Consider the following 17,746-nt stretch of genomic DNA (forward strand, 5'->3'; position numbering starts at 1 on the left):
ATGGCCCGCGACGCAGTCATCGTTTCCACCGCCCGGACTCCGATCGGAAAGGCGTATCGCGGCGCGTTCAACGCCACCCCTTCCCCAACGCTCGCAGCGCACCCGATCCGAGCCGCGGTTGAACGTGCGAAGATCGACCCGGCGGAGGTCGACGACTGCATCATGGGCGCGGCGCTCCAGCAGGGCGTCCAGACTACCATCGGACGGACTGCGGGGCTTCGCGCCGGACTACCCGTCACGGTCGCCGGAATGTCGATAGACCGCCAGTGCTCGTCCGGACTGATGGCGATAGCCACCGGCGCCAAGCAGATCATCGTCGACCGGATGGACGTGATCGTCACCGGCGGAGTCGAATCCATCTCCCTCGTCCAGACGGGCGAGTTGCGCGTCGGCCCCGATCCCGAGCTGCTGGCAATGCACAACGGCGTCTACATGCCGATGATCGACACCGCCGAAGTGGTCGGCGAACGCTATTCGATCAGCCGTGAGCGGTGCGACGAATATGCCCTTCGCTCGCAGCAGCGGACCGCCAAGGCGCAAGCCGAGGGCAGGTTCGACGACGAGATCATATCCGTCAGCGCAAGGATGGGCGTCAAGGACAAGGAGACCGGCGAGGTCTCGATGCGCGACATCACAATCGACAAGGACGAGGGCAACCGTCCCGAGACGACGCTGGAGGGGCTTCAGCAGCTCGAGCCCGTGCGCGGGCCAGGCAAGCAGATCACCGCCGGAAACGCGAGCCAGCTTTCGGACGGTGCGTCCGCGTGCGTCCTTATGGAAGCCGAGCTCGCGGCGAAACGCGGGCTCGAACCGCTGGGCCGCTATGTCGGCATGGCGGTCGCCGGCACAGAACCGGACGAGATGGGTATCGGCCCGGTCTTCGCCGTTCCCAAGCTGCTCGGCCGCTTCGGCCTGAGCGTCGACGACATCGGGCTCTGGGAGCTCAACGAGGCCTTCGCCGTCCAGGTGCTCTATTGCCAGGAGAAGCTTGGAATCCCCGATGACCGGCTGAACGTGGACGGCGGCGCCATCTCGATCGGACATCCCTACGGAATGTCGGGCGCGAGGATGGCCGGCCACGCGCTGATCGAGGGCAAGCGCCGCGGAGTGAAGCACGTCGTCGTCACGATGTGCGTTGGCGGCGGGATGGGCGCCGCCGGCCTGTTCGAGATCTTGTAGTGGGCTTCAGTTAGCGGAGACGATCCGCCCGCTTCCGAAGTGCGAGCTGCGCATGCTCTTCGGATTGCCCACGTAACGCAGGCTCCCCGAACCGAACATCTGGGCGTCGAGCTTGCCCGTCGCGCGGACGATGGCGTCGCCGCTTCCGAACACACCTGCGGAAACGTCGGTTGCAAGGAGGTCGGCGAGACGCGCCCGGCCCGAGCCCATCAGCGCCAGATCGAGCTGCTGCGTGCGGCCGTTTGCCTGGATGTCGCCGGAGCCGTGCAGGCTGAGCTTCAGGCTGGAGCTGTTGACGTCGTGGATGACGACGTTCCCGCTGCCCACCGTCTTGAACTCGTCGAGCCTGGGCGTGGTGATCCAGACGCGGATCGGGCCGCGCATCCGGTAGGAACCACGGCTTTCAAACTTGAGCGTCCCGCCCACCACCCGGCTGCTGAGAAGCGGCAGGATGTTGTCGTCGGCGGCAATGACGACCGAGCGAGTCGGGCCGAAACGGACGTCCACGTCTTCCGACCCAAGCGTTTCCACGCGGCGGAAGTCTCCGACGTCCCGCCTCTGCTGGACCACGTGTCCGCTGCCCTGGACAATCGGCCGGTGATCGACGGTGACGGTCGTCCAGCTCTCGGCAAGCACCCCCGACGTGGGAACGATCAGTGCCGTCGAAACAAGAGCGGCGGCGGCGATAATGAGGACGGTTTGGTGACGCGACATGGTTGCCTCCTTCAGTCGCTACATTTGTAGCGCTACATTTGTAGAGTACAAGCCCTTTTTCGACGAACGGCGGAAATGCTATTCGCCGGGAATGCCCGCGGTCGAACTGATTGCCCTGGCGTCAACGGTCAGCCTCCTGGCCGGCTGGCGGCTGTATCTGGTCACATTCGCGACGGGGTTGGCGATGAAGCTGGGCTGGATCGCCCTGCCCGACCAGCTCAGCGCTCTCGACGTTCTCGCGAACAACTGGATCATCGGAGTCGCGGCTGTTGGTGCGCTGGCCGAGTTCTTCGCCGACAAGATCGCCTGGGTCGACAGTGCCTGGGACGCCGTCCACAGCGTCGTCCGCCCCATCGGCGGCGCATTGCTGTCGATGGCGATCATTGATGGCGCCGACCCTGCCTGGCAGCTGGGAAGCCTGCTCCTGGGCGGCGGCGCGGCCTTCCTTGCCCATGCCGGCAAGGCCGGCGCCCGCACCCTGGTCAATGCGAGCCCGGAGCCCTTCTCCAATGTCGCGGTGTCCACCGCCGAAGATGTCGCCACCGGCGGGCTGCTTGCCCTGGCGATTGCCAACCCTGTCGCCGCGGTTCTGATTGCCGCGATCTTGGTGCTGCTGTCGCTGTGGCTCGTGTGGAAGGCCCGCGCCTTCCTCAAGCGGATTCTGCCCCCTCCCCCACGGCGCAAGTCCGCCCGTTGAACCGCACGCCCTCCGGCGTGTTGTCACTGAAAAGGAGGAGAGCGGACAATGCCGGTTTCGGAAAAGCCGTTGGTCGAAAGAGTGGCGCGGGTTCTCGCGGGCGCTGCGCTCAGCAGCAATGCGGAAGGCAGCGACCCGTCGGCCGGGGACAAGATCGACCTCGCCTGGCGCGAGCATGTGAACCAGGCAGAGGCAGTGCTCCACACGATGCGTGAGCCCGACGAAGCCATGGCTGCCGCCGGGGACGTGGAGACGTGGCGAGCGATGGTCGCCGCCGCGATCGCGCAAAAGGTCGATTGATGCGCTAAGGCCGTCGGATGCGGCGCCCTTCCCCGACATGGACGCTCGTCATGTCGGTCTGTGCGTCCTCACTGTCCTTCATCGACGGCTCGGTCCTCAATGTCGCCCTCCCCGCGATGCGGGAAAGCCTTGATGCGAGCGCCGCCCAGATCCAATGGGTGGTGAACGGCTTCACGCTCCCACTCGCAGCCCTGATCCTCCTCGGCGGAGCGCTCGGCGATCACCAGGGTCGCAGGCGCTGGCTGGTCATCGGCACCATCCTGTTCGGCCTGGCATCCGTCCTTTGCGCTGTCAGCCGCTCGCTCGAGCTTCTCCTCGTCGGCCGGGCGCTCCAGGGAGTCGCTGCCGCGCTGCTGCTTCCCAACAGCCTCGCCTTGCTCAACAGCGCCTATGAAGGCGAAGCGCGCGGCCGTGCGGTCGGCATCTGGGCCGCCGCCGGCGCAATCAGCGCTGCGATAGCTCCGCTGATCGGCGGCTGGCTGGTGGACCATGTCGGCTGGCCGAGCATTTTCTACATCAACATTCCGTTCGCGGCGGCTTCGGTCGCCGTGGCGCTCTGGAAAGTGCCGGAATCGAAAGACCGGCAGAAGGTGCCGATCGATTTCCCCGGGGCCGTGCTTGCCACTCTCGGTTTGGGCGCCCTCGCCTACGGCCTCACCTTATGGTCTTCGCATCGCAGCTTCTCGCCGCTTGTGGGCGCGTCGATCGCGGCCGGCATCGTCATTCTGGTCGTCTTCATGCTCATCGAGCGCCGGGCGGGTGAGAAGGCCATGATCCCGCTCCGCTATTTCGGCGACTGGTGCTTCTCGTCGCTCAACCTCACCACCTTCCTTCTCTACGGCACCTTCGGATCCTGCCTGCTTCTCCTGCCCTACGTGCTGATCTCCGCAGGCGGCTATTCGCCCGTCGCCGCCGGAATGTCGTTGCTGCCCTTGTCGATCCTAATGGGGCTCGGCTCGCCCCTGATGGGCAAGCTCGCCACGCGCTTTGGCCCGCGCGTGCCACTGACGGTCGGCCCGCTGGTGGTCGCGGCCGGATTCCTGCTCGCGACGCGGGTCGCTTCGGACCAGGTTTATTGGACGAACGTCTTCCCTGCTGTCACGCTAATCGCCCTGGGAATGTCGATTCTCGTTGCCCCGCTGACGAGCACCGTCCTCGTTTCCGTCGATCCGAAGCACACCGGGATGGTTTCCGGTTTCAACAGCGCCTTGTCGCGCGCCGGCGGCCTGTTCGGAGTGTCGCTGCTCGGTGCCGTGCTCGCGGAAAACGGCAAGGCGCTCCTGGCCCCTTATTCGGTGGCAATGATCATCGGGGCGGTGATCGCAGCCCTGTCGGGCCTCGTATCCTTCATAGGGCTTCGCCACACTTCGACCAGCAAGCAACGCAAGGCGGCGCCCACCTAATCGCTGGCGGCGATCCAGTCCTCGACGACGGGGGCGATGATCTCGCGCCACTTGCCGCCGTTGAAGATTCCGTAATGGCCGACATTCGGCGCGAGGAAGTATTTCTTCGCCGACGCCTTGAGCTTGGTCGCGAGGCCCAGCGCCGCCTTGGTCTGGCCGATTCCGGAAATATCGTCGCGCTCGCCTTCGATGGCGAGAAGCGCGGTGTCGGTAATCGCCGCCGGATCGACCTTGCGGCCGCGGTGAGTCATCTTGCCGCGCGGAAGCAGGTGCCGCTTGAAGACAACGTCGACCGTCTGCAGGTAGAATTCCTCGGTCATGTCGCAGACCGACCGGTATTCGTCATAGAAGGCGCGGGTCGCGTCGGCATGCTCGTCGTCGCCGACCACCAGATGCTTGAACATCTCCCAGTGGCTGACGAGATGGTCGCCAAGGTTCATCGCCATGAAGCCGGCGAGCTGAAGGAAGCCCGGATAGACCTTTCGGCCGGTACCAGGATAGATCGCAGGGACCGTGGCTATCACGTTGTTCTGGAACCAGTTCAGCGGCCGCTGGATCGCTAGCGTGTTGACCGGCGTCGGAGCTTTGCGCGTGTCGACCGGCCCACCCATCATTGTGAGCGTCTTGGGCCGCCACGGGTTCTTGTCGGCGTTCATCAGCGCGGTTGCGGCAAATGCGGGCACAGAGGGCTGGCAGACGGCGATCACATGCGGCCGCTCGCCGGTCGCCTCGCCGATCGTCTCCAGGAACTCGATCAGGTAGTCGACATAATCGTCGAGGTCGAAGCTGCCTTCACTGAGCGGCACCATCTTCGCGTCGCGCCAGTCGGTCACGTAGACGTCGTGCCCGGGAAGCATCCGCTCGACGGTGCCGCGAAGCAGCGTCGCATAATGGCCCGACATCGGGGCGACGATGAGGAGCCTCGGGCCGGTGTCGACGCCTTCCCGGACGAAGCGCTTGAGCTGCCCGAAAGGCTTGCGCAGAACGATCTCTTCGCGAACCGCGACCTGTTTCTTGCCGATCTTGACCGCCTTCAGCCCGAACTCAGGCTTGCCGTGCGGTGCGGTCGCGTTGGCGAAGACCTCGAGGCTCGCAGCAATCAGCGGGCTGGCGCTTGCGTAGGCCATGGGATTTGCCGGATTGGTGAGCCACCCGGCCCCAAAGCCCGCAAGCTTGCTTGCGCCCGCGAGGAAGGAGCGCTGCACTTCATAAGCATCATAGAGCATTGGCTCTGATGTGGCCCCTCTTTCGCACCTGCGCAAGGAATTGGTGCGCTGCGGCGAAGTTATCCCCAGTCGATGTCTCACCCCGCGTCAGCAGGGCGCGAAGCCTCCAGCACTAACTTACGTTAGGTATGCACCGATGCCATTGAGAAATAAACCTCTTCAACTGGAAGGTGGGGCCGCTCGGGGCGAACCGCCGGCCGACTTGGAGATGAGCCTCCGTGTCGTTCGAGAGCCTGCCGCGTCAGCGCGAGCAGAACCACTTCAACTTGATACGGATGATTGCGGCAAGCTCGGTGATCATATCTCATTCGGGGAACCTGTCTCTGTCCTGGGACACCCCCGACCCGCTTTACAGCCTGATCGGCATCGATCTTGGAGCGACGGCCGTCCTCGCCTTCTTCGCGATCTCCGGATATTTCATTTCGCTCAGTTTCGAACGCCGTACGTCCAATTCCGCTTTCCTGCTCGCGAGGGTGACGCGGATTATTCCGGCCCTTCTTGTGGTCTCGCTCGCCTGCGCATTCCTTATCGGACCGCTGTTCACCGACCACCCGCTCGGTGCCTATTTCTCCGACGAAAGCGTGTGGCTGTACCCCCTCAAGAACATCTCGCTTGTCGGCATCTTGTACGCAATCGGACTGCCCGGCGTGTTCATGCACAACCCCACTCCCAACATCGTCAACGGGCCGCTGTGGACGCTGCTCTTCGAAGGTGCGTGCTACGCGGGCCTGTTCTTGATCGGCGTGCTGGGATTGCTTCGGCGCGAACGGTTCGCCGTAATCGTCCTCGCCTGGGCTCCGGCCTATCTCATCATCCGTTATGGGCCGTGGCCGCAGTTCAGGTATTTTGCCGTTTTCAGCCTGCCGTTCGTCGTCGGTGTAGCTTTCTACCTGTTCCGTGCCTCGGGTATCCGCAACGGTCGTGTCGCGCTGGTCCTGTTCGCTACTGCGTTCGCATTGATCGTGACCGGCCATGGCGTTCAGGAACTGTGGTCGGTTGCGGTTGCCTATTGCGTTCTCTGGCTTGGCTTTGCCCGCGCGCCCGCTCTCCTCGCTTACAACAAGCTCGGGGACTATTCATACGGCACCTACATCTGGGGTTTTCCCGTCGGCCAGGTCCTCGCCGCGCTCATCCCGGGAATCGGCGTCGCCGCGATGATCGCGCTTTCGCTTCCACTGGGCGTGCTGTGTGGCGCACTTTCATGGTTCTGCGTGGAGCGCCCGGCTCTCAAGCTGAGAAACCTCGGCGACTCGCCTCACCGGCAAGCAGCTACCACGGCCTGACTGCGTGACGCCCGTCCCCGAATCGACCCACTCCCTCGCGCAAATCTTCATCCGGCGAACGGCTCGTTGAGAGCTTGGAGCGCGGCTGCTAGGCGGTAGCGAATGGCGGCCAGTACCGAAAAACCCCGAGGCAGGCTCGGCAACCTTTGGGTCGTGTGGCGCGCCGCGGGCAAATATCCGGCGCAGATCTTCGCCGCCCTCTTCTTCCTCGTGATGTCGTCCGCGGCGACTCTGGCAATTCCCTACGGATTCAAACGCGTCATCGACCAGGGTTTCGGCTCCCAGGGCGGCAGTGAACATGCGGTCGCCACCGCGTTTCATTATCTGCTGATGATTGTGGCCGTACTGGCGCTCGCCACCGCGCTGCGCTTCTACTTCGTGTCATGGATCGGCGAGCGGACTGTCGCCGACCTGCGGGTCGCCGTTCAGCGAAACCTGTTGTCCTTGCCTCCGCGCTTCTTCGAGGAGAATCGACCGTCGGAGATCGCATCGCGGCTCACCGCCGACACCGCGATCCTGGACCAGGTAATCGGCTCGAGCGTCTCGATTGCGCTCAGGAACATGGCAACCGGCATTGGCGGCATCATCTACCTGTTCGTCCTTGCGCCCAAGCTTGCCGCGATGTTGGTCATCGGGATCCCGGTGATCGTCATCCCGCTTGTACTGTTCGGTCGCCAGGTCCGCTCGCTAAGCCGCTCGTCGCAGGACAGGATCGCCGACGTGGGTACGACTGTGTCCGAGACGCTCGGCGCGATGAAGGTCGTCCAGGCCTTCGGTCAGGAGGAGCGCGAGCTCGGCCGCTTCTCGACTGCCGTAGAGCAGGCGTTCCGCGTCGCGCGTCGGCGCTTCACGCTTCGCGCTGTCATGACCTTCAGCGTCATCCTGATGATGTTCGGAGCGATCGTCATGATCCTCTGGGAGGGCGCCAGCGACGTCGCCGAGGGCAGGATGACCGGCGGGACCATCGCCGCCTTCGTCTTTACCGGCGTGCTCGTCGGAGGCGCGTTCGGGGCGTTGACCGAAACCTATGGCGACCTTCTTCGCGGCTCGGGCGCTGCCGGGCGAATCCACGAGCTGCTGATCGCCAGGCCTGAAATCCATGCGCCGGCGGAGCCGGTTGCGCTCCCCGAGCCGCCGGTCGGAAGCCTCGAGTTCGACAATATCACCTTCCGCTACCCGACGCGGCCCGAGGAGAAGGCGGTCCACGATCTGTCGCTGAACATTGCGCGCGGGGAGACGGTGGCGGTGGTCGGCCCGTCGGGTGCAGGCAAGTCGACGCTGCTGCAGCTGGCGCTTCGATTCTACGACCCGCAGGAAGGGCGAGTGCTGATCGACGGCATCGACGTTCGCGACGTCGACCCAGCCGAGATGCGGAAACGGATCGCGCTGGTGCCTCAGGAAACGGTGATCTTCGCCGCCTCGGCCAAGGACAACATCCGCTACGGCCGCTGGGACTCGACCGACGAGGAAATCGTCGAGGCGGCGAAGGCCGCCAACGCCCATGAATTTCTCGACACTTTGCCCGAGCGCTACGACACGTTCCTTGGCGAAGGCGGGGCACGCCTTTCCGGCGGGCAGCGTCAGCGCATCGTCATCGCCCGCGCACTGCTTCGCGATGCGCCCCTGCTCCTGCTTGACGAGGCGACGTCAGCGCTCGACGCGCATAGCGAGCAGTTGGTCCAAGAAGCCCTGGAGCGACTGATGAAGACTCGCACCACCGTCGTCATCGCGCACCGGCTCGCAACGACCCGCGCTGCCGACCGCATCATCGTGATGGAGCACGGCCGGATCGTCGAGGAAGGAACTCACGATTCGCTGACGAAGGCGAAGGGACTCTACGCGAGCCTCGCCCGCCTTCAGTTCGCCGGGCAGGCCGCCTAGCTAGGCTTCGTTCCGCCCGACGGCTTGCGTGCGCCGCGCCGCGCAGTCGTCGACTTGCGAGCGGTGCTTCGCTTTGCGACACCCGACTTTGCGGGCGCCTTGCGGGTCGCGGTGCCGCTGGTTTTGGCTGCGGTGGAGGTCTTCTTCTTCGCCGTGCTTCGGCGGGTCGTCGACCGTTTGGCCGCCGGCTTCGCAGTGGTCGCTCGAGGTGAGCTCGAGGTCGAGCTCCGCGCCGAGCTTGCCCCGCGCGTGCCGGACGAGTTGCTGTCGTCCATCGGCCACTTGCCGGACATGATCCGCTGAGCCGCGTCGGCGACGGCCTCGGCAATCAGCGAGCCGAGCCTGGTGGCGCTGGACATCATTGACTTGGCCGCCTTGTCGGCCGTGTCCGCTGCATCCATCCCCGCGTCCTTGATTGCCTTGCGGGCCTTCGGGCTGGCGGCAATCGCGGCCGCGGCAGCGGTCAGGCCTGCAGCGAGCATTTCCTTGCTCATCGCGGCCTTTGCGATCTTATCACTGGTGCTTTGGTTCGAGCTCTTGGAGCGCGACGAAGACTTTGATGATGTTGACTTACGAGTGCTGGACTTTGCCATCGCAAAACCTCCTTTGCGGTCGCCGCATTAGACACTTCAACCCTACAACAGTTCCGTTGCGGCGGCGAAAAAGCAAAGGAAAACGGCGAAGTCCGGCGAGTTGCAAGAGGCTAGATACGTTAAAGGGGACCGCTGCTGTGCAGCGATCCCCTCGAACATGGTCAGCGGCCGGAAGTGACGGCCGTCCGTTCAGCGATTACCGACGGACACCCCTTTCCGACCTCTGTGCTGAACCATGAGACATCGGATCACCTCCTTTCGCTGCGTTGAAGCTAGAGCGAACATCGGCCGCCATCGGCTTCAGCACAAGTCTTGTATTGAAGCTTTGTTTGGGCGATCTTGTTTGACTTCGCGAAACGACTCGCCCGCGATCAGCTTCGGCAATCCTCCACCACCCGACTGAGCTCCGCCCAGACCGGCACCGCGACCATCGGCGCTCCGGCTGCACCGGTTGCGAAACGGCCGCGGCTGAAGGCGATGGCGTCAAGCAAGGGATCCGTCGCAGCCAGAGTCGCCGTCAGCTCTTTCGTCGACTGGAAGCTCGACGGGAGGCTGCGCGAGGCCGAGGTTGTCCAAACGCTCAAGGTCGGGGCGGCGGCCGCTACCCCGGTTCGGATCAGCGAGACGGTCCGCCCGGCGCGGTTGCACCGAATCATCAGCCGGACTGTTCCAGCAGCGTCGACGAAGTCCGCCTCGGTAGCGGCGGGCAAAGAGCGATAAACCCACTGCCCTGCAATCGGCTGAACGGACTCGAGGTCAATCGGCGCCGGGGCCTGAGCGGACGAAGAGGTGGACAGCGGCAGAAGCAATGCTGCCGCGAACGCAAACAAGGCTGTCTTCATTTGCTAAGGCGTTCGACTTTTTCCTGGAGCTTCGCAAGCTCTGCGCGAAGCTCGTCGAGCTCTTTTTCGGATGCCGGCGCGGCTTTCTTCACCGTCTCGGTGAATGCCCTGCTCGCGCCCTCGAACATTGACATGTTTTGCTTTGCCAGGTCGGCGAAGCTGCTTCCGCTGAACGCCTGCCCAAGCGCCTGCTGGTTGCGCTTGAACGCGTCCATGGCCGCCTCGAGATATTGCGGCACCACGCCCTGCATCGAATTGCCATAGAGGCCGATGATCTGCTTGAGGAAGTTCACCGGAAGCATCGTCGATCCGGCGCGCGATTCCTCATCCACGATGATCTGGGTCAGCACCTGGCGGGTGATGTCCTCGCCGGACTTCGCATCGATGACCTCGAACTCGCGGCCCTCGCGGACCATCTCCGCCAGTCGGTCGAGGGTGATGTAGGCCGAGCTTTCGGTGTCATAAAGCCGCCGGTTCGCGTACTTCTTGATCGTCACCTTGCCGCCAGATTTGCCCATGAACCGCTCCGATGATCGAACCGACAGAGTAACAGACGCCGAGTGTGCGGTGCAACAAAAGCGCGCGCCCCGCCCTTTGCCGCTGTTCCTCGAGCTTGTTCGGATGGTGTCGCAGGACAATCCGGAGCTGGCGGGGAAAGCGCTCGACGGGCTGGCCAAGTACGAACAGGCACCCCGGTTGTTGAAGCGCGATCCGAGGCCGGCTGTCGCAACGGCGGGCGCCGTAACGCTTCGCGATTATGGCGGGTCCGGACGGCCGCTGGTGCTCGTGCCGTCGCTGATCAACCCGCCCAGCATCCTCGACCTCGACGAGCATGTGTCACTCGCCGGCGCCCTCAGCACAATGGGCCGCCGAGTGCTTCTGGTCGATTGGGGGGAGGCGGCCAGGCGGCCCGGAATGAGCGTAAGCAACCATGTCGAGAAAAGTCTGACGACGCTGATCGGGGAGTTGGGCGAGCCCCCGGCGCTGCTCGGCTATTGCCTCGGCGGGACTATGGCGATCGCCGCCGCCAACCTGGTAGCGGTGGAGCGCGTCGTCACCCTGGCCGCGCCCTGGCGCTTCGGCGGATACCCTCTCGAAGCGCGCGAGCCGCTCCAGCAGCTTTGGGAAAGCGCGAAGCCTCCAGCGCAGCAGTTGCACGTGCTTCCCATGGAAGTGCTTCAAAGCGCCTTTTGGTCGCTCGATCCCAAGCGAACGGTCACGAAGTTCGCGCGCTTTGCCGAGCTTCCGCCCGATGGCGAGGAAGCGCAACGTTTCGTCGCACTCGAGGATTGGGCGAACGAAGGCGAGCCTCTGCCCTATCCTGCCGCCCGGGAACTGATGGAAGACCTGTTCGGCAGCGACCTGCCCGGTCGCAACCAGTGGCGCGTGGCCGGCAAGGCAATGAGCGATCGCCTCACCTGCCCGCTTCTCAACATTACCGCGTCAAACGACCGGATCACGCCCGCCGCGACGGCTCCGGCAGGTCGAGCGATCCCAATCGATTCCGGCCATGTGGGCATGATCGTCGGCTCCGCGCGAGCAAAGCTGCACGAGGCGCTGGCGGATTTTCTTGGCAAGTGAAGTGGCGCACCCGACAGGATTCGAACCTGTGACCTCTGCCTTCGGAGGGCAGCGCTCTATCCAGCTGAGCTACGGGTGCTTGGAGGCGCGACTTAGCGATGGCGGTTGCGCCCGACAAGGTCGCGCGCGATGACTGCACAATGCGCAGCCTGCTCCTTCTTGCCGCTATCCTCGTGACTGGCGCCGCCTCTGCCGCGGATCATCGGCCGCGTGCGCGCGAGGCGGGTATCACGTTCGGCATCCTTTCCACGGGGCCGCTGAACGCCATAACGGACGTCGCCGGAGTGAAGGTCGGCCAGGTTACGATCGTCGAAGGAACGTCCATCCGAACTGGCGTGACGGCAATCCTGCCGCATGGCGGAAATCTGTACCAGGACAAGGTCCCCGCCGGCTTCGCGGTCGGCAATGCCTACGGCAAGTTCATGGGATCGACGCAGGTGAAGGAGCTCGGGGAGATCGAAACGCCGATCCTGCTTACGAACACGCTCAACGTGCCCGAAGCAGCGGCGGGGACCGTTGAGTGGACGCTTAGGCAGCCGGGAAACGAGCAGGTTCGCTCGGTCAACGCGGTCGTAGGCGAGACCAACGACGGCTACCTCAACGACATACGCGCCCGGCGCGTGAAGCCCTCCGACACGATTGCGGCGATCGAGGGAGCGAGAACTGGCCCGGTCCAGGAAGGCTCGGTCGGCGCCGGCACGGGCACCATCGCGTTCGGCTGGAAAGGCGGGATCGGGACAAGCTCCCGCAAGCTTCCGGCCAGTTTGGGTGGCTGGACCGTCGGAGTGCTGGTCCAGACCAATTACGGGGGCGTGCTTCAGGTGGCGGGAACTCCGGTCGGGCAGAAACTCGGCAAATACTTTCTCAAGGACGAGCTATCGAAGGCTAGCGGAGACGGATCCTGCATCGTCGTCATCGCGACCGATGCCCCACTTTCCGACCGCAATCTGGAGCGGCTCGCCCATCGCGGACTCCTCGGTATCGCCCGGACGGGCTCGCCCATGACCAATGGCTCGGGCGAGTATGCGATCGCCTTTTCGACAAATGCGGATGTGCGGCGGACGGCAGAGCGGCGGGCAAAGCCGAGTGCGATCGTCGACCTGCCCAACGACCAGGTTTCACCTCTCTTCGAAGCCGCGGTCGAGGCTGCCGAGGAGGCCGCGATCAACTCCATGTTCGCGGCGACCTCGATGGATGGGGACCAGGGCCATCACATCGACGCCCTGCCCGTCGACGACGTCCTGAAGCTCTACCGCAGCACTCGCCGCTAATATTGGCCGTAGCGGCCCTTCACTGAATCCAGCAGCTTGGCGCTGTCGTAGCCGACGCCGTCCTTGAAGACGGTGTCCACCTTCTCGATGTCGGTGATTGCCGCCACTGGATTGCCATCGATCAGCACCAGGTCGGCGATCTTGCCCGCCTGGATCGAGCCGATGTGATCCTGGAGCCCCATGAAGATCGCGCCGTTCAGGGTGGCGATTCGGATTGCTTCGACCGGACTGAACCCGGCGTCCTGAACCAAAAGCTCGATCTCACGCTGGTCGCCGAAGCCGGGGATCACGCCGCCATTTCCGGTCGGGTCGGGCCCGGCAATGAGAAGACCGCCGGACATCGCGAACTGACGCTCCAGGCCCGCATTGTTATTGTAAGCCTCCCGGAACGCCTCGCCTCGAGCGCTGCCGCCGCGGGTCGCGGCGAGATTGCGAAGGTAGAGATAGTCGTTGCGCGCTTCCGGAGTCAGCACGGCCATCGCCCTTGGGTTCAGCGGCGCGTGAAGCGGCAGGCTCTGCTCGAACACCGGCAAAGTCGAGGTCACGGCGACCCGATGGTCGACGAGCAGCTTGATCAGCGCGTTGGCCTCAGAACTTCCGGGCTTCATCGCGATCAGTGTCGGTGTTCCGCCCGTGTCGGGACACACGTCAGGCGTCTTTCCCGGATCGAGCTGGGTGTTGACGAAGAAGCCGTGCTCCAGGTCGTCGATGCCGAGCGCGGCAGCTTCGGGATAGGTGACCGAGCAGAGGTGTCCGGTGACCTTAAGCCCTCGCCGATGCGCCTCCTTGACCGCTGCACCAAGCTCCGCGCGGGTGATGTTCATATAAGCCTTGAAGGAATTGACGCCCTGCTCGGCCCAGAACGCGACCGTCTGGCGGGCATCGTCGGCATCGCGCAGCTGGTGCATCTGGATGAAGGGGCTGTTTGCGCCTTCCAGATACGGGCCGGTGACGTTCATGTGCGGCCCGGGCATCGCCCCGGCGTCGATCTGCGCCTTGACGTTGAGGTCGGCGTACGGCTCGACGCTCCCGGTCGTCCGCATCGTCGTCACGCCGTTCGCCAGGTAGAGGCGCGGCGCGGTGAACGTCATTTGCGGGACGACAAGTGGATCGTCGGCCCGGCCCTCGGGCGTGAGGTTCGGCCGCGCGATGTAGAACATGTGGTTGTGCATCGCGACGATGCCGGGGATCAGAGTCTTCCCCGTCGCGTCGATGGCCCGGTAACCGTCCGGCACGGCATCGCTCGCCGCCTGAACTCCAGCAATTCGGGCTCCGTCGATCAGGACGGTCCAGTCCTCGGCGGACGCAGCGCCAGTGCCGTCGATCACTCGAACGTGCGTGATGGCGATCCGTCCGGACGGAACGCGTACGAACGGCTGCACGTCCGCTCCCGGAGCAACCGGTGGAGCGAGCACTGGTGCGGCCGACAGCGTGCCAGCGGTCAGAAGCGCGGCAGCCGCCGCCAGACAATGTCGAGCTCTCACATGCCACTCCCCTGTCAGCGCCCCGTTAAAAGCACGATCCAGGTGCGGAAGTGAAGCCCGCCGGGCGGAGGGAGGGGTTCTACCCCGGTCCCTTACTTCTTGTATTCGCCGGGGATTGGCGTCGGCGTCTCAAGCGCCTCGACGATGTAGAGCCGTTTGACGAGGACGTAGCAGACCACGGTGAGCGGGGCGGCGAAGATAACGCCGATGATCCCGAATAGAACCGCGAACGCGAGAAGAGCGAAGAGCAGGACGACGGCCGGCACCTCGACAGCATATTGCTGGATGAGCGGCTGGATGAGGTACGCCTCGGCGTGCTGCACGAAGACGTACATCAGCGCCGTCCACAGTGCGAGCTCAGGGCTCTGGACGAGAGCGATCAGGATCGCCGGAATCGCGGACAGGATCGGCCCGGCGAAGGGGATGAATTCGAGGAAGCCGGCAAGGATTCCAAGAACTAGCCAGGACTCTACCCCAAGCAGCCACAGCCCCGCCCCCGTCATCACCCCGATCACCAGCATCGCTGCCAGCTGGCCCCGGAGCCAGAGACGCAGGGCGTTCTCGGAATCGCGCATCGCGTCGGCAACGAGTGCTCGCCGATGCGGCGGCACAAGCTTGATCACACCGGTCCGGTAGAAGCGAGGTTCCGCGGCGAGGAAGATTCCGCCGAAGAATACGATCAGCAGGTTGGCGAGTCCCGTGCTTGCGTCCGACAACCATGTGCTGAACCGCGACACGAGCGCTCCGCCATGCTGGTGCAGTTCGGCCAGCCAGCTCTGGATTGGATGGGCAAGCCCAAGGTTCGCCAGCCATCCGTCAACAGTCCGGAACGCCGTAGGCAAAGTATCTGCGAGCGTCTCTGTCTGCGCCGCGATCTGGTTGCCGAGCATCCAGCCAACGCCGCCAACAAGAACAACAATGACCAGAACCGCCAGAAGAACCGCTAGCCCTTCCGGCACGCGCAGCCTGTTCGTGCAGGGATCGGCGATCGCTCGGATGATCGTCGCCACGACCACCGCCCCGAACAACAGCACGATGACGGTTCGAAGTTGCCAGGCGAGGAATACGAGCGCGACGAGACCGAGGACGATCAACGTCCGCCGTACGAACTCCGAATTGCCGGGCACCTCTTTCTTCTCAGCCACCTCGAACTCCGCCGGATTTGCCGGACTGTAGCGCACCTGCCCCGCAGACTGTTCCACCCGCGGAAGGAATCCAGTCTGCGACCGTATGCCGTCCCATGTGTTAGGGGGAGTCGATGAGCAGGATGCCCGCCATCTTCATCGGCCACGGAAGCCCGATGAACACGCTCGAGCTCAACGGCTTCACGCGCGGCTGGAAGGCGGTCGGCAAGGCACTGCCTCGGCCCCGCGCGATCGTCGTCATCTCCGCGCACTGGTTCTTCGGAGCCACTGCCGTGACAGCCATGGAGCGGCCCCGCACGATTCACGACTTCTACGGATTCCCGCCCGAGCTCTTCGCGGTTCAATACCCCGCCCCAGGAGCGCCCGATGTGGCGCAGGAGGTGGCGGACGCGCTTGCGCCTGTCTGGTGCGGTCTCGACCGCGACCAGTGGGGGCTCGACCACGGTACGTGGAGCGTCCTCGTGCACGTCTATCCGGACAGGGACATTCCAGTCGTCCAGCTCTCTATCAATGCGCTGAAGCCGTTCGATTATCATGTCCAGCTGGGACGAAAGCTCGCGCCGCTACGGGACAGCAACATCCTGATTCTCGCCAGCGGCAACGTGGTTCACAACCTTCGGAGGGTTGAGTGGGACAAGCCGGATTCGGCTTTCGACTGGGCGGAGCGCTTCGACGACGCCGCGATGGATCAGCTGCGGTCCAATCCGGGCGACATCCTCAAGTTGGTGGATCATCCAGACTATGCGTTGGCGGTGCCGACGCCCGACCATTTCATCCCGCTTCTCTACATAGCCGGCGTCGCCGCGGAATCGGGCGAGCCGATGGAGCCGTTCCTGAAGGGCTATTCGATGGGGTCGCTGTCGATGACCTGCTACAGCGCGGGGGCGGACCTTCACTGCGTCGAAACTGAAGGCGCTGCCGAAATTCCGGAGGGTGTTCCTCCCGACGAAACCAACACTTAGGCTGCCGGCCAGCCCTCTAGGACTTCGACGAACCTTGTGAGCCAGGCGTTTGTCTGGTGACCATCGACGACCCGGTGGTCGATCGTGAGCGTGACATAGGCCATCGGGCGGATCGCCATCGCCTCCTCCCCATCGCATTCCCTGACGACCACCCGCTTCTCCAGCTTGCCGACGCCGAGGATCGCCGCCTGGCCGGAATGGAGGATGATCGGCGCCGCGAGGAGCGAGCCGGAGACTCCGTGGTTGGAAATGGTGAAGCTGCCGCCCGACACGTCGGCGCCTGTGAGCGCGCCGTCACGAGCGCGTCGGGTCAGGTCGTCGAGCTTCGCTCCGATCTCCTCGACCGAGAGGCTTCCGGCATCCTTGACGACGGGAACGACCAGCCCTTTTTCGCCGAGCGCAGTACCGACGCCGATGTCGATCGTCGGCGAAATTGCGATTCGGTCCGATTCCCAGCGCCCGTTGATCGCCGGAGCTGCGGCCATCGACTCGGCAGCGGCTTTGACGATGTACGCCGTGTAGCTGAGCTTCACGCCCTTGGCGGCCAACGCTGCCTTGTGGGCCGCGACAGCGGAGAAATCGGCCTCGAAGACCGCAGTGACGTGCGGCTGCTCGGCGACCGCGCGAGCCATGTTCTCGGCGATCTTCAGCCGCATCTTGTCGTGTGGGATGTCCTGCGTTGACGTCTGCCGCGGCTGCGCCGTGGCGGGTTCGCCAACGCCGGTCGCGGTAGCCTGCGCAACGGCCCGGTCGACATCCTCGCGTGTGATCCGCCCGTCGCGCCCGGTCCCCTTGATCAACGAGGGGTCGATCCCGTGCTGCTGGAGCGCCCTCCGAACGGAAGGTGAAAGGCGGGTTTCGGCATCTCCGATCGCTCCGGGCGCAGATGCCGCGCGCTCGACGGAAGGTGGCGCTTCGGGTTCGCTCGACGCCGGCGCTGCGGCAACCGCTTTGTCGGTGGTAATCCGGCCCAGCACCGCGCCGGGGATCGCTTCGGCATCGGTATCGAGGACGATCTCGGCAAGCACGCCGGCGGCCGGGGCGGGCACCTCCTGAGTCACCTTGTCAGTCTCGAGCTCGACCAGCGGGTCGTTCTCGGCGACCACATCGCCGACCTTCTTGAGCCAGGATCGGACCACCGCCTTGGTCCCCTCTTGCTCGTCCGGCACCCGGATTTCGATCACG

Annotated in this window: 17 protein-coding genes and 1 tRNA gene; 9 read left to right on the top strand and 9 right to left on the bottom strand. The window is 64.5% G+C overall.

The features are described 5' to 3' along the window. Entirely contained in the window at positions 1-1,179 is a 1,179-nt protein-coding gene (locus tag LZ519_RS03205; RefSeq protein WP_249867286.1) for an acetyl-CoA C-acyltransferase, read from the top strand. A gap of 6 nt (positions 1,180-1,185) precedes the next feature. Here LZ519_RS03205 and LZ519_RS03210 read toward each other — a convergent pair whose 3' ends face one another. Then, positions 1,186-1,893, bottom strand: coding sequence for a head GIN domain-containing protein (locus LZ519_RS03210; protein ID WP_249867287.1), 708 nt, complete (start codon positions 1,891-1,893; stop codon positions 1,186-1,188). Between the two features lie 91 nt (positions 1,894-1,984). On the opposite strand from LZ519_RS03210, the gene LZ519_RS03215 reads away from it, so the two are divergent. Genes LZ519_RS03215 through LZ519_RS03225 form a run of 3 tightly spaced genes read left to right on the top strand, consistent with a single transcriptional unit; the run spans position 1,985 to position 4,293 of the window. Next, positions 1,985-2,590, top strand: a complete 606-nt coding sequence (locus LZ519_RS03215) for a DUF4126 domain-containing protein (protein ID WP_249867288.1) — start codon at positions 1,985-1,987, stop codon at positions 2,588-2,590. Between the two features lie 48 nt (positions 2,591-2,638). Continuing rightward, positions 2,639-2,890, top strand: a complete 252-nt coding sequence (locus tag LZ519_RS03220) for a hypothetical protein (RefSeq protein WP_249867289.1) — start codon at positions 2,639-2,641, stop codon at positions 2,888-2,890. 50 nt (positions 2,891-2,940) lie between these two features. Next, positions 2,941-4,293, top strand: a complete 1,353-nt coding sequence (locus LZ519_RS03225; RefSeq protein WP_249867290.1) for an MFS transporter — start codon at positions 2,941-2,943, stop codon at positions 4,291-4,293. Here the strand turns inward: LZ519_RS03225 and LZ519_RS03230 are convergent. After that, positions 4,290-5,519, bottom strand: a complete 1,230-nt coding sequence (locus tag LZ519_RS03230) for a polyhydroxyalkanoate depolymerase (RefSeq protein ID WP_249867291.1) — start codon at positions 5,517-5,519, stop codon at positions 4,290-4,292. The two genes, LZ519_RS03225 and LZ519_RS03230, sit on opposite strands and share 4 nt — an antisense overlap. A 218-nt stretch (positions 5,520-5,737) precedes the next feature. On the opposite strand from LZ519_RS03230, the gene LZ519_RS03235 reads away from it, so the two are divergent. Beyond that, positions 5,738-6,802: an acyltransferase family protein gene (locus tag LZ519_RS03235; protein ID WP_249867292.1), complete on the top strand. Its 1,065-nt coding sequence runs from the start codon at positions 5,738-5,740 to the stop codon at positions 6,800-6,802. 102 nt (positions 6,803-6,904) lie between these two features. Then, positions 6,905-8,683 (top strand): ABC transporter transmembrane domain-containing protein, encoded by a 1,779-nt coding sequence (locus LZ519_RS03240; RefSeq protein ID WP_249867293.1) that lies wholly within the window; start codon positions 6,905-6,907, stop codon positions 8,681-8,683. Here LZ519_RS03240 and LZ519_RS03245 read toward each other — a convergent pair. From LZ519_RS03245 to phaR, 3 genes are all read right to left on the bottom strand, one after another. Beyond that, the gene (locus tag LZ519_RS03245) at positions 8,680-9,177 is read right to left on the bottom strand and encodes a hypothetical protein (RefSeq protein ID WP_249867294.1); all 498 of its coding nucleotides are present in this window, start codon (positions 9,175-9,177) and stop codon (positions 8,680-8,682) included. The two genes, LZ519_RS03240 and LZ519_RS03245, sit on opposite strands and share 4 nt — an antisense overlap. Positions 9,178-9,647: 470 nt before the next feature. Continuing rightward, the gene (locus LZ519_RS03250) at positions 9,648-10,118 is read right to left on the bottom strand and encodes a hypothetical protein (RefSeq protein ID WP_249867295.1); all 471 of its coding nucleotides are present in this window, start codon (positions 10,116-10,118) and stop codon (positions 9,648-9,650) included. Beyond that, positions 10,115-10,636 (bottom strand): polyhydroxyalkanoate synthesis repressor PhaR, encoded by a 522-nt coding sequence (phaR, locus tag LZ519_RS03255; RefSeq protein WP_249867296.1) that lies wholly within the window; start codon positions 10,634-10,636, stop codon positions 10,115-10,117. The genes LZ519_RS03250 and phaR overlap by 4 nt, the downstream gene beginning before the upstream one ends. Before the next feature lie 76 nt (positions 10,637-10,712). Here phaR and LZ519_RS03260 point away from each other — a divergent pair, with 76 nt between their 5' ends. Beyond that, the gene (locus LZ519_RS03260) at positions 10,713-11,699 is read left to right on the top strand and encodes an alpha/beta fold hydrolase (protein WP_249867297.1); all 987 of its coding nucleotides are present in this window, start codon (positions 10,713-10,715) and stop codon (positions 11,697-11,699) included. A gap of 2 nt (positions 11,700-11,701) precedes the next feature. Here the strand turns inward: LZ519_RS03260 and LZ519_RS03265 are convergent. Beyond that, a tRNA-Arg gene (locus tag LZ519_RS03265) sits at positions 11,702-11,778 on the bottom strand. Between the two features lie 19 nt (positions 11,779-11,797). On the opposite strand from LZ519_RS03265, the gene LZ519_RS03270 reads away from it, so the two are divergent. After that, a complete protein-coding gene (locus tag LZ519_RS03270; RefSeq protein WP_249867298.1) occupies positions 11,798-12,970 on the top strand; it encodes a DmpA family aminopeptidase in 1,173 nt (390 codons plus the stop codon). Here the strand turns inward: LZ519_RS03270 and LZ519_RS03275 are convergent. Then, positions 12,967-14,454, bottom strand: a complete 1,488-nt coding sequence (locus LZ519_RS03275; RefSeq protein ID WP_249867299.1) for an amidohydrolase family protein — start codon at positions 14,452-14,454, stop codon at positions 12,967-12,969. The genes LZ519_RS03270 and LZ519_RS03275 overlap by 4 nt on opposite strands. A gap of 92 nt (positions 14,455-14,546) precedes the next feature. After that, positions 14,547-15,656, bottom strand: coding sequence for an AI-2E family transporter (locus LZ519_RS03280; RefSeq protein WP_249867300.1), 1,110 nt, complete (start codon positions 15,654-15,656; stop codon positions 14,547-14,549). A 56-nt stretch (positions 15,657-15,712) separates the two neighbouring features. Between LZ519_RS03280 and ygiD the strand changes: the two genes are divergently transcribed. Next, on the top strand, positions 15,713-16,561 hold the full coding sequence (gene ygiD, locus LZ519_RS03285) for a 4,5-DOPA-extradiol-dioxygenase (RefSeq protein ID WP_249867301.1): 849 nt from the start codon (positions 15,713-15,715) through the stop codon (positions 16,559-16,561). On the opposite strand, the gene LZ519_RS03290 is transcribed toward ygiD, so the two are convergent. Further along, positions 16,558-17,745 (bottom strand): dihydrolipoamide acetyltransferase family protein, encoded by a 1,188-nt coding sequence (locus LZ519_RS03290; protein ID WP_249867302.1) that lies wholly within the window; start codon positions 17,743-17,745, stop codon positions 16,558-16,560. The two genes, ygiD and LZ519_RS03290, sit on opposite strands and share 4 nt — an antisense overlap. Between the last annotated feature and the right edge of the window lies 1 nt (position 17,746).

Origin of the sequence: Sphingomonas anseongensis, assembly GCF_023516495.1 — a bacterium.
In the GTDB taxonomy this organism is placed as follows: Bacteria; Pseudomonadota; Alphaproteobacteria; order Sphingomonadales; family Sphingomonadaceae; genus Sphingomicrobium; species Sphingomicrobium anseongensis.

Coding starts and splice junctions, on each gene's coding strand:
- LZ519_RS03215 (WP_249867288.1), top strand. CDS start 1,985: ATGCCCGCGGTCGAACTGATTGCCCTGGCGTCAACGGTCAGCCTCCTG.
- LZ519_RS03210 (WP_249867287.1), bottom strand. CDS start 1,893: ATGTCGCGTCACCAAACCGTCCTCATTATCGCCGCCGCCGCTCTTGTT.
- LZ519_RS03240 (WP_249867293.1), top strand. CDS start 6,905: ATGGCGGCCAGTACCGAAAAACCCCGAGGCAGGCTCGGCAACCTTTGG.
- LZ519_RS03230 (WP_249867291.1), bottom strand. CDS start 5,519: ATGCTCTATGATGCTTATGAAGTGCAGCGCTCCTTCCTCGCGGGCGCA.
- phaR (WP_249867296.1), bottom strand. CDS start 10,636: ATGGGCAAATCTGGCGGCAAGGTGACGATCAAGAAGTACGCGAACCGG.
- LZ519_RS03270 (WP_249867298.1), top strand. CDS start 11,798: ATGGCGGTTGCGCCCGACAAGGTCGCGCGCGATGACTGCACAATGCGC.
- LZ519_RS03245 (WP_249867294.1), bottom strand. CDS start 9,177: ATGAGCAAGGAAATGCTCGCTGCAGGCCTGACCGCTGCCGCGGCCGCG.
- LZ519_RS03250 (WP_249867295.1), bottom strand. CDS start 10,118: ATGAAGACAGCCTTGTTTGCGTTCGCGGCAGCATTGCTTCTGCCGCTG.
- LZ519_RS03205 (WP_249867286.1), top strand. CDS start 1: ATGGCCCGCGACGCAGTCATCGTTTCCACCGCCCGGACTCCGATCGGA.
- LZ519_RS03225 (WP_249867290.1), top strand. CDS start 2,941: ATGTCGGTCTGTGCGTCCTCACTGTCCTTCATCGACGGCTCGGTCCTC.
- ygiD (WP_249867301.1), top strand. CDS start 15,713: ATGAGCAGGATGCCCGCCATCTTCATCGGCCACGGAAGCCCGATGAAC.
- LZ519_RS03220 (WP_249867289.1), top strand. CDS start 2,639: ATGCCGGTTTCGGAAAAGCCGTTGGTCGAAAGAGTGGCGCGGGTTCTC.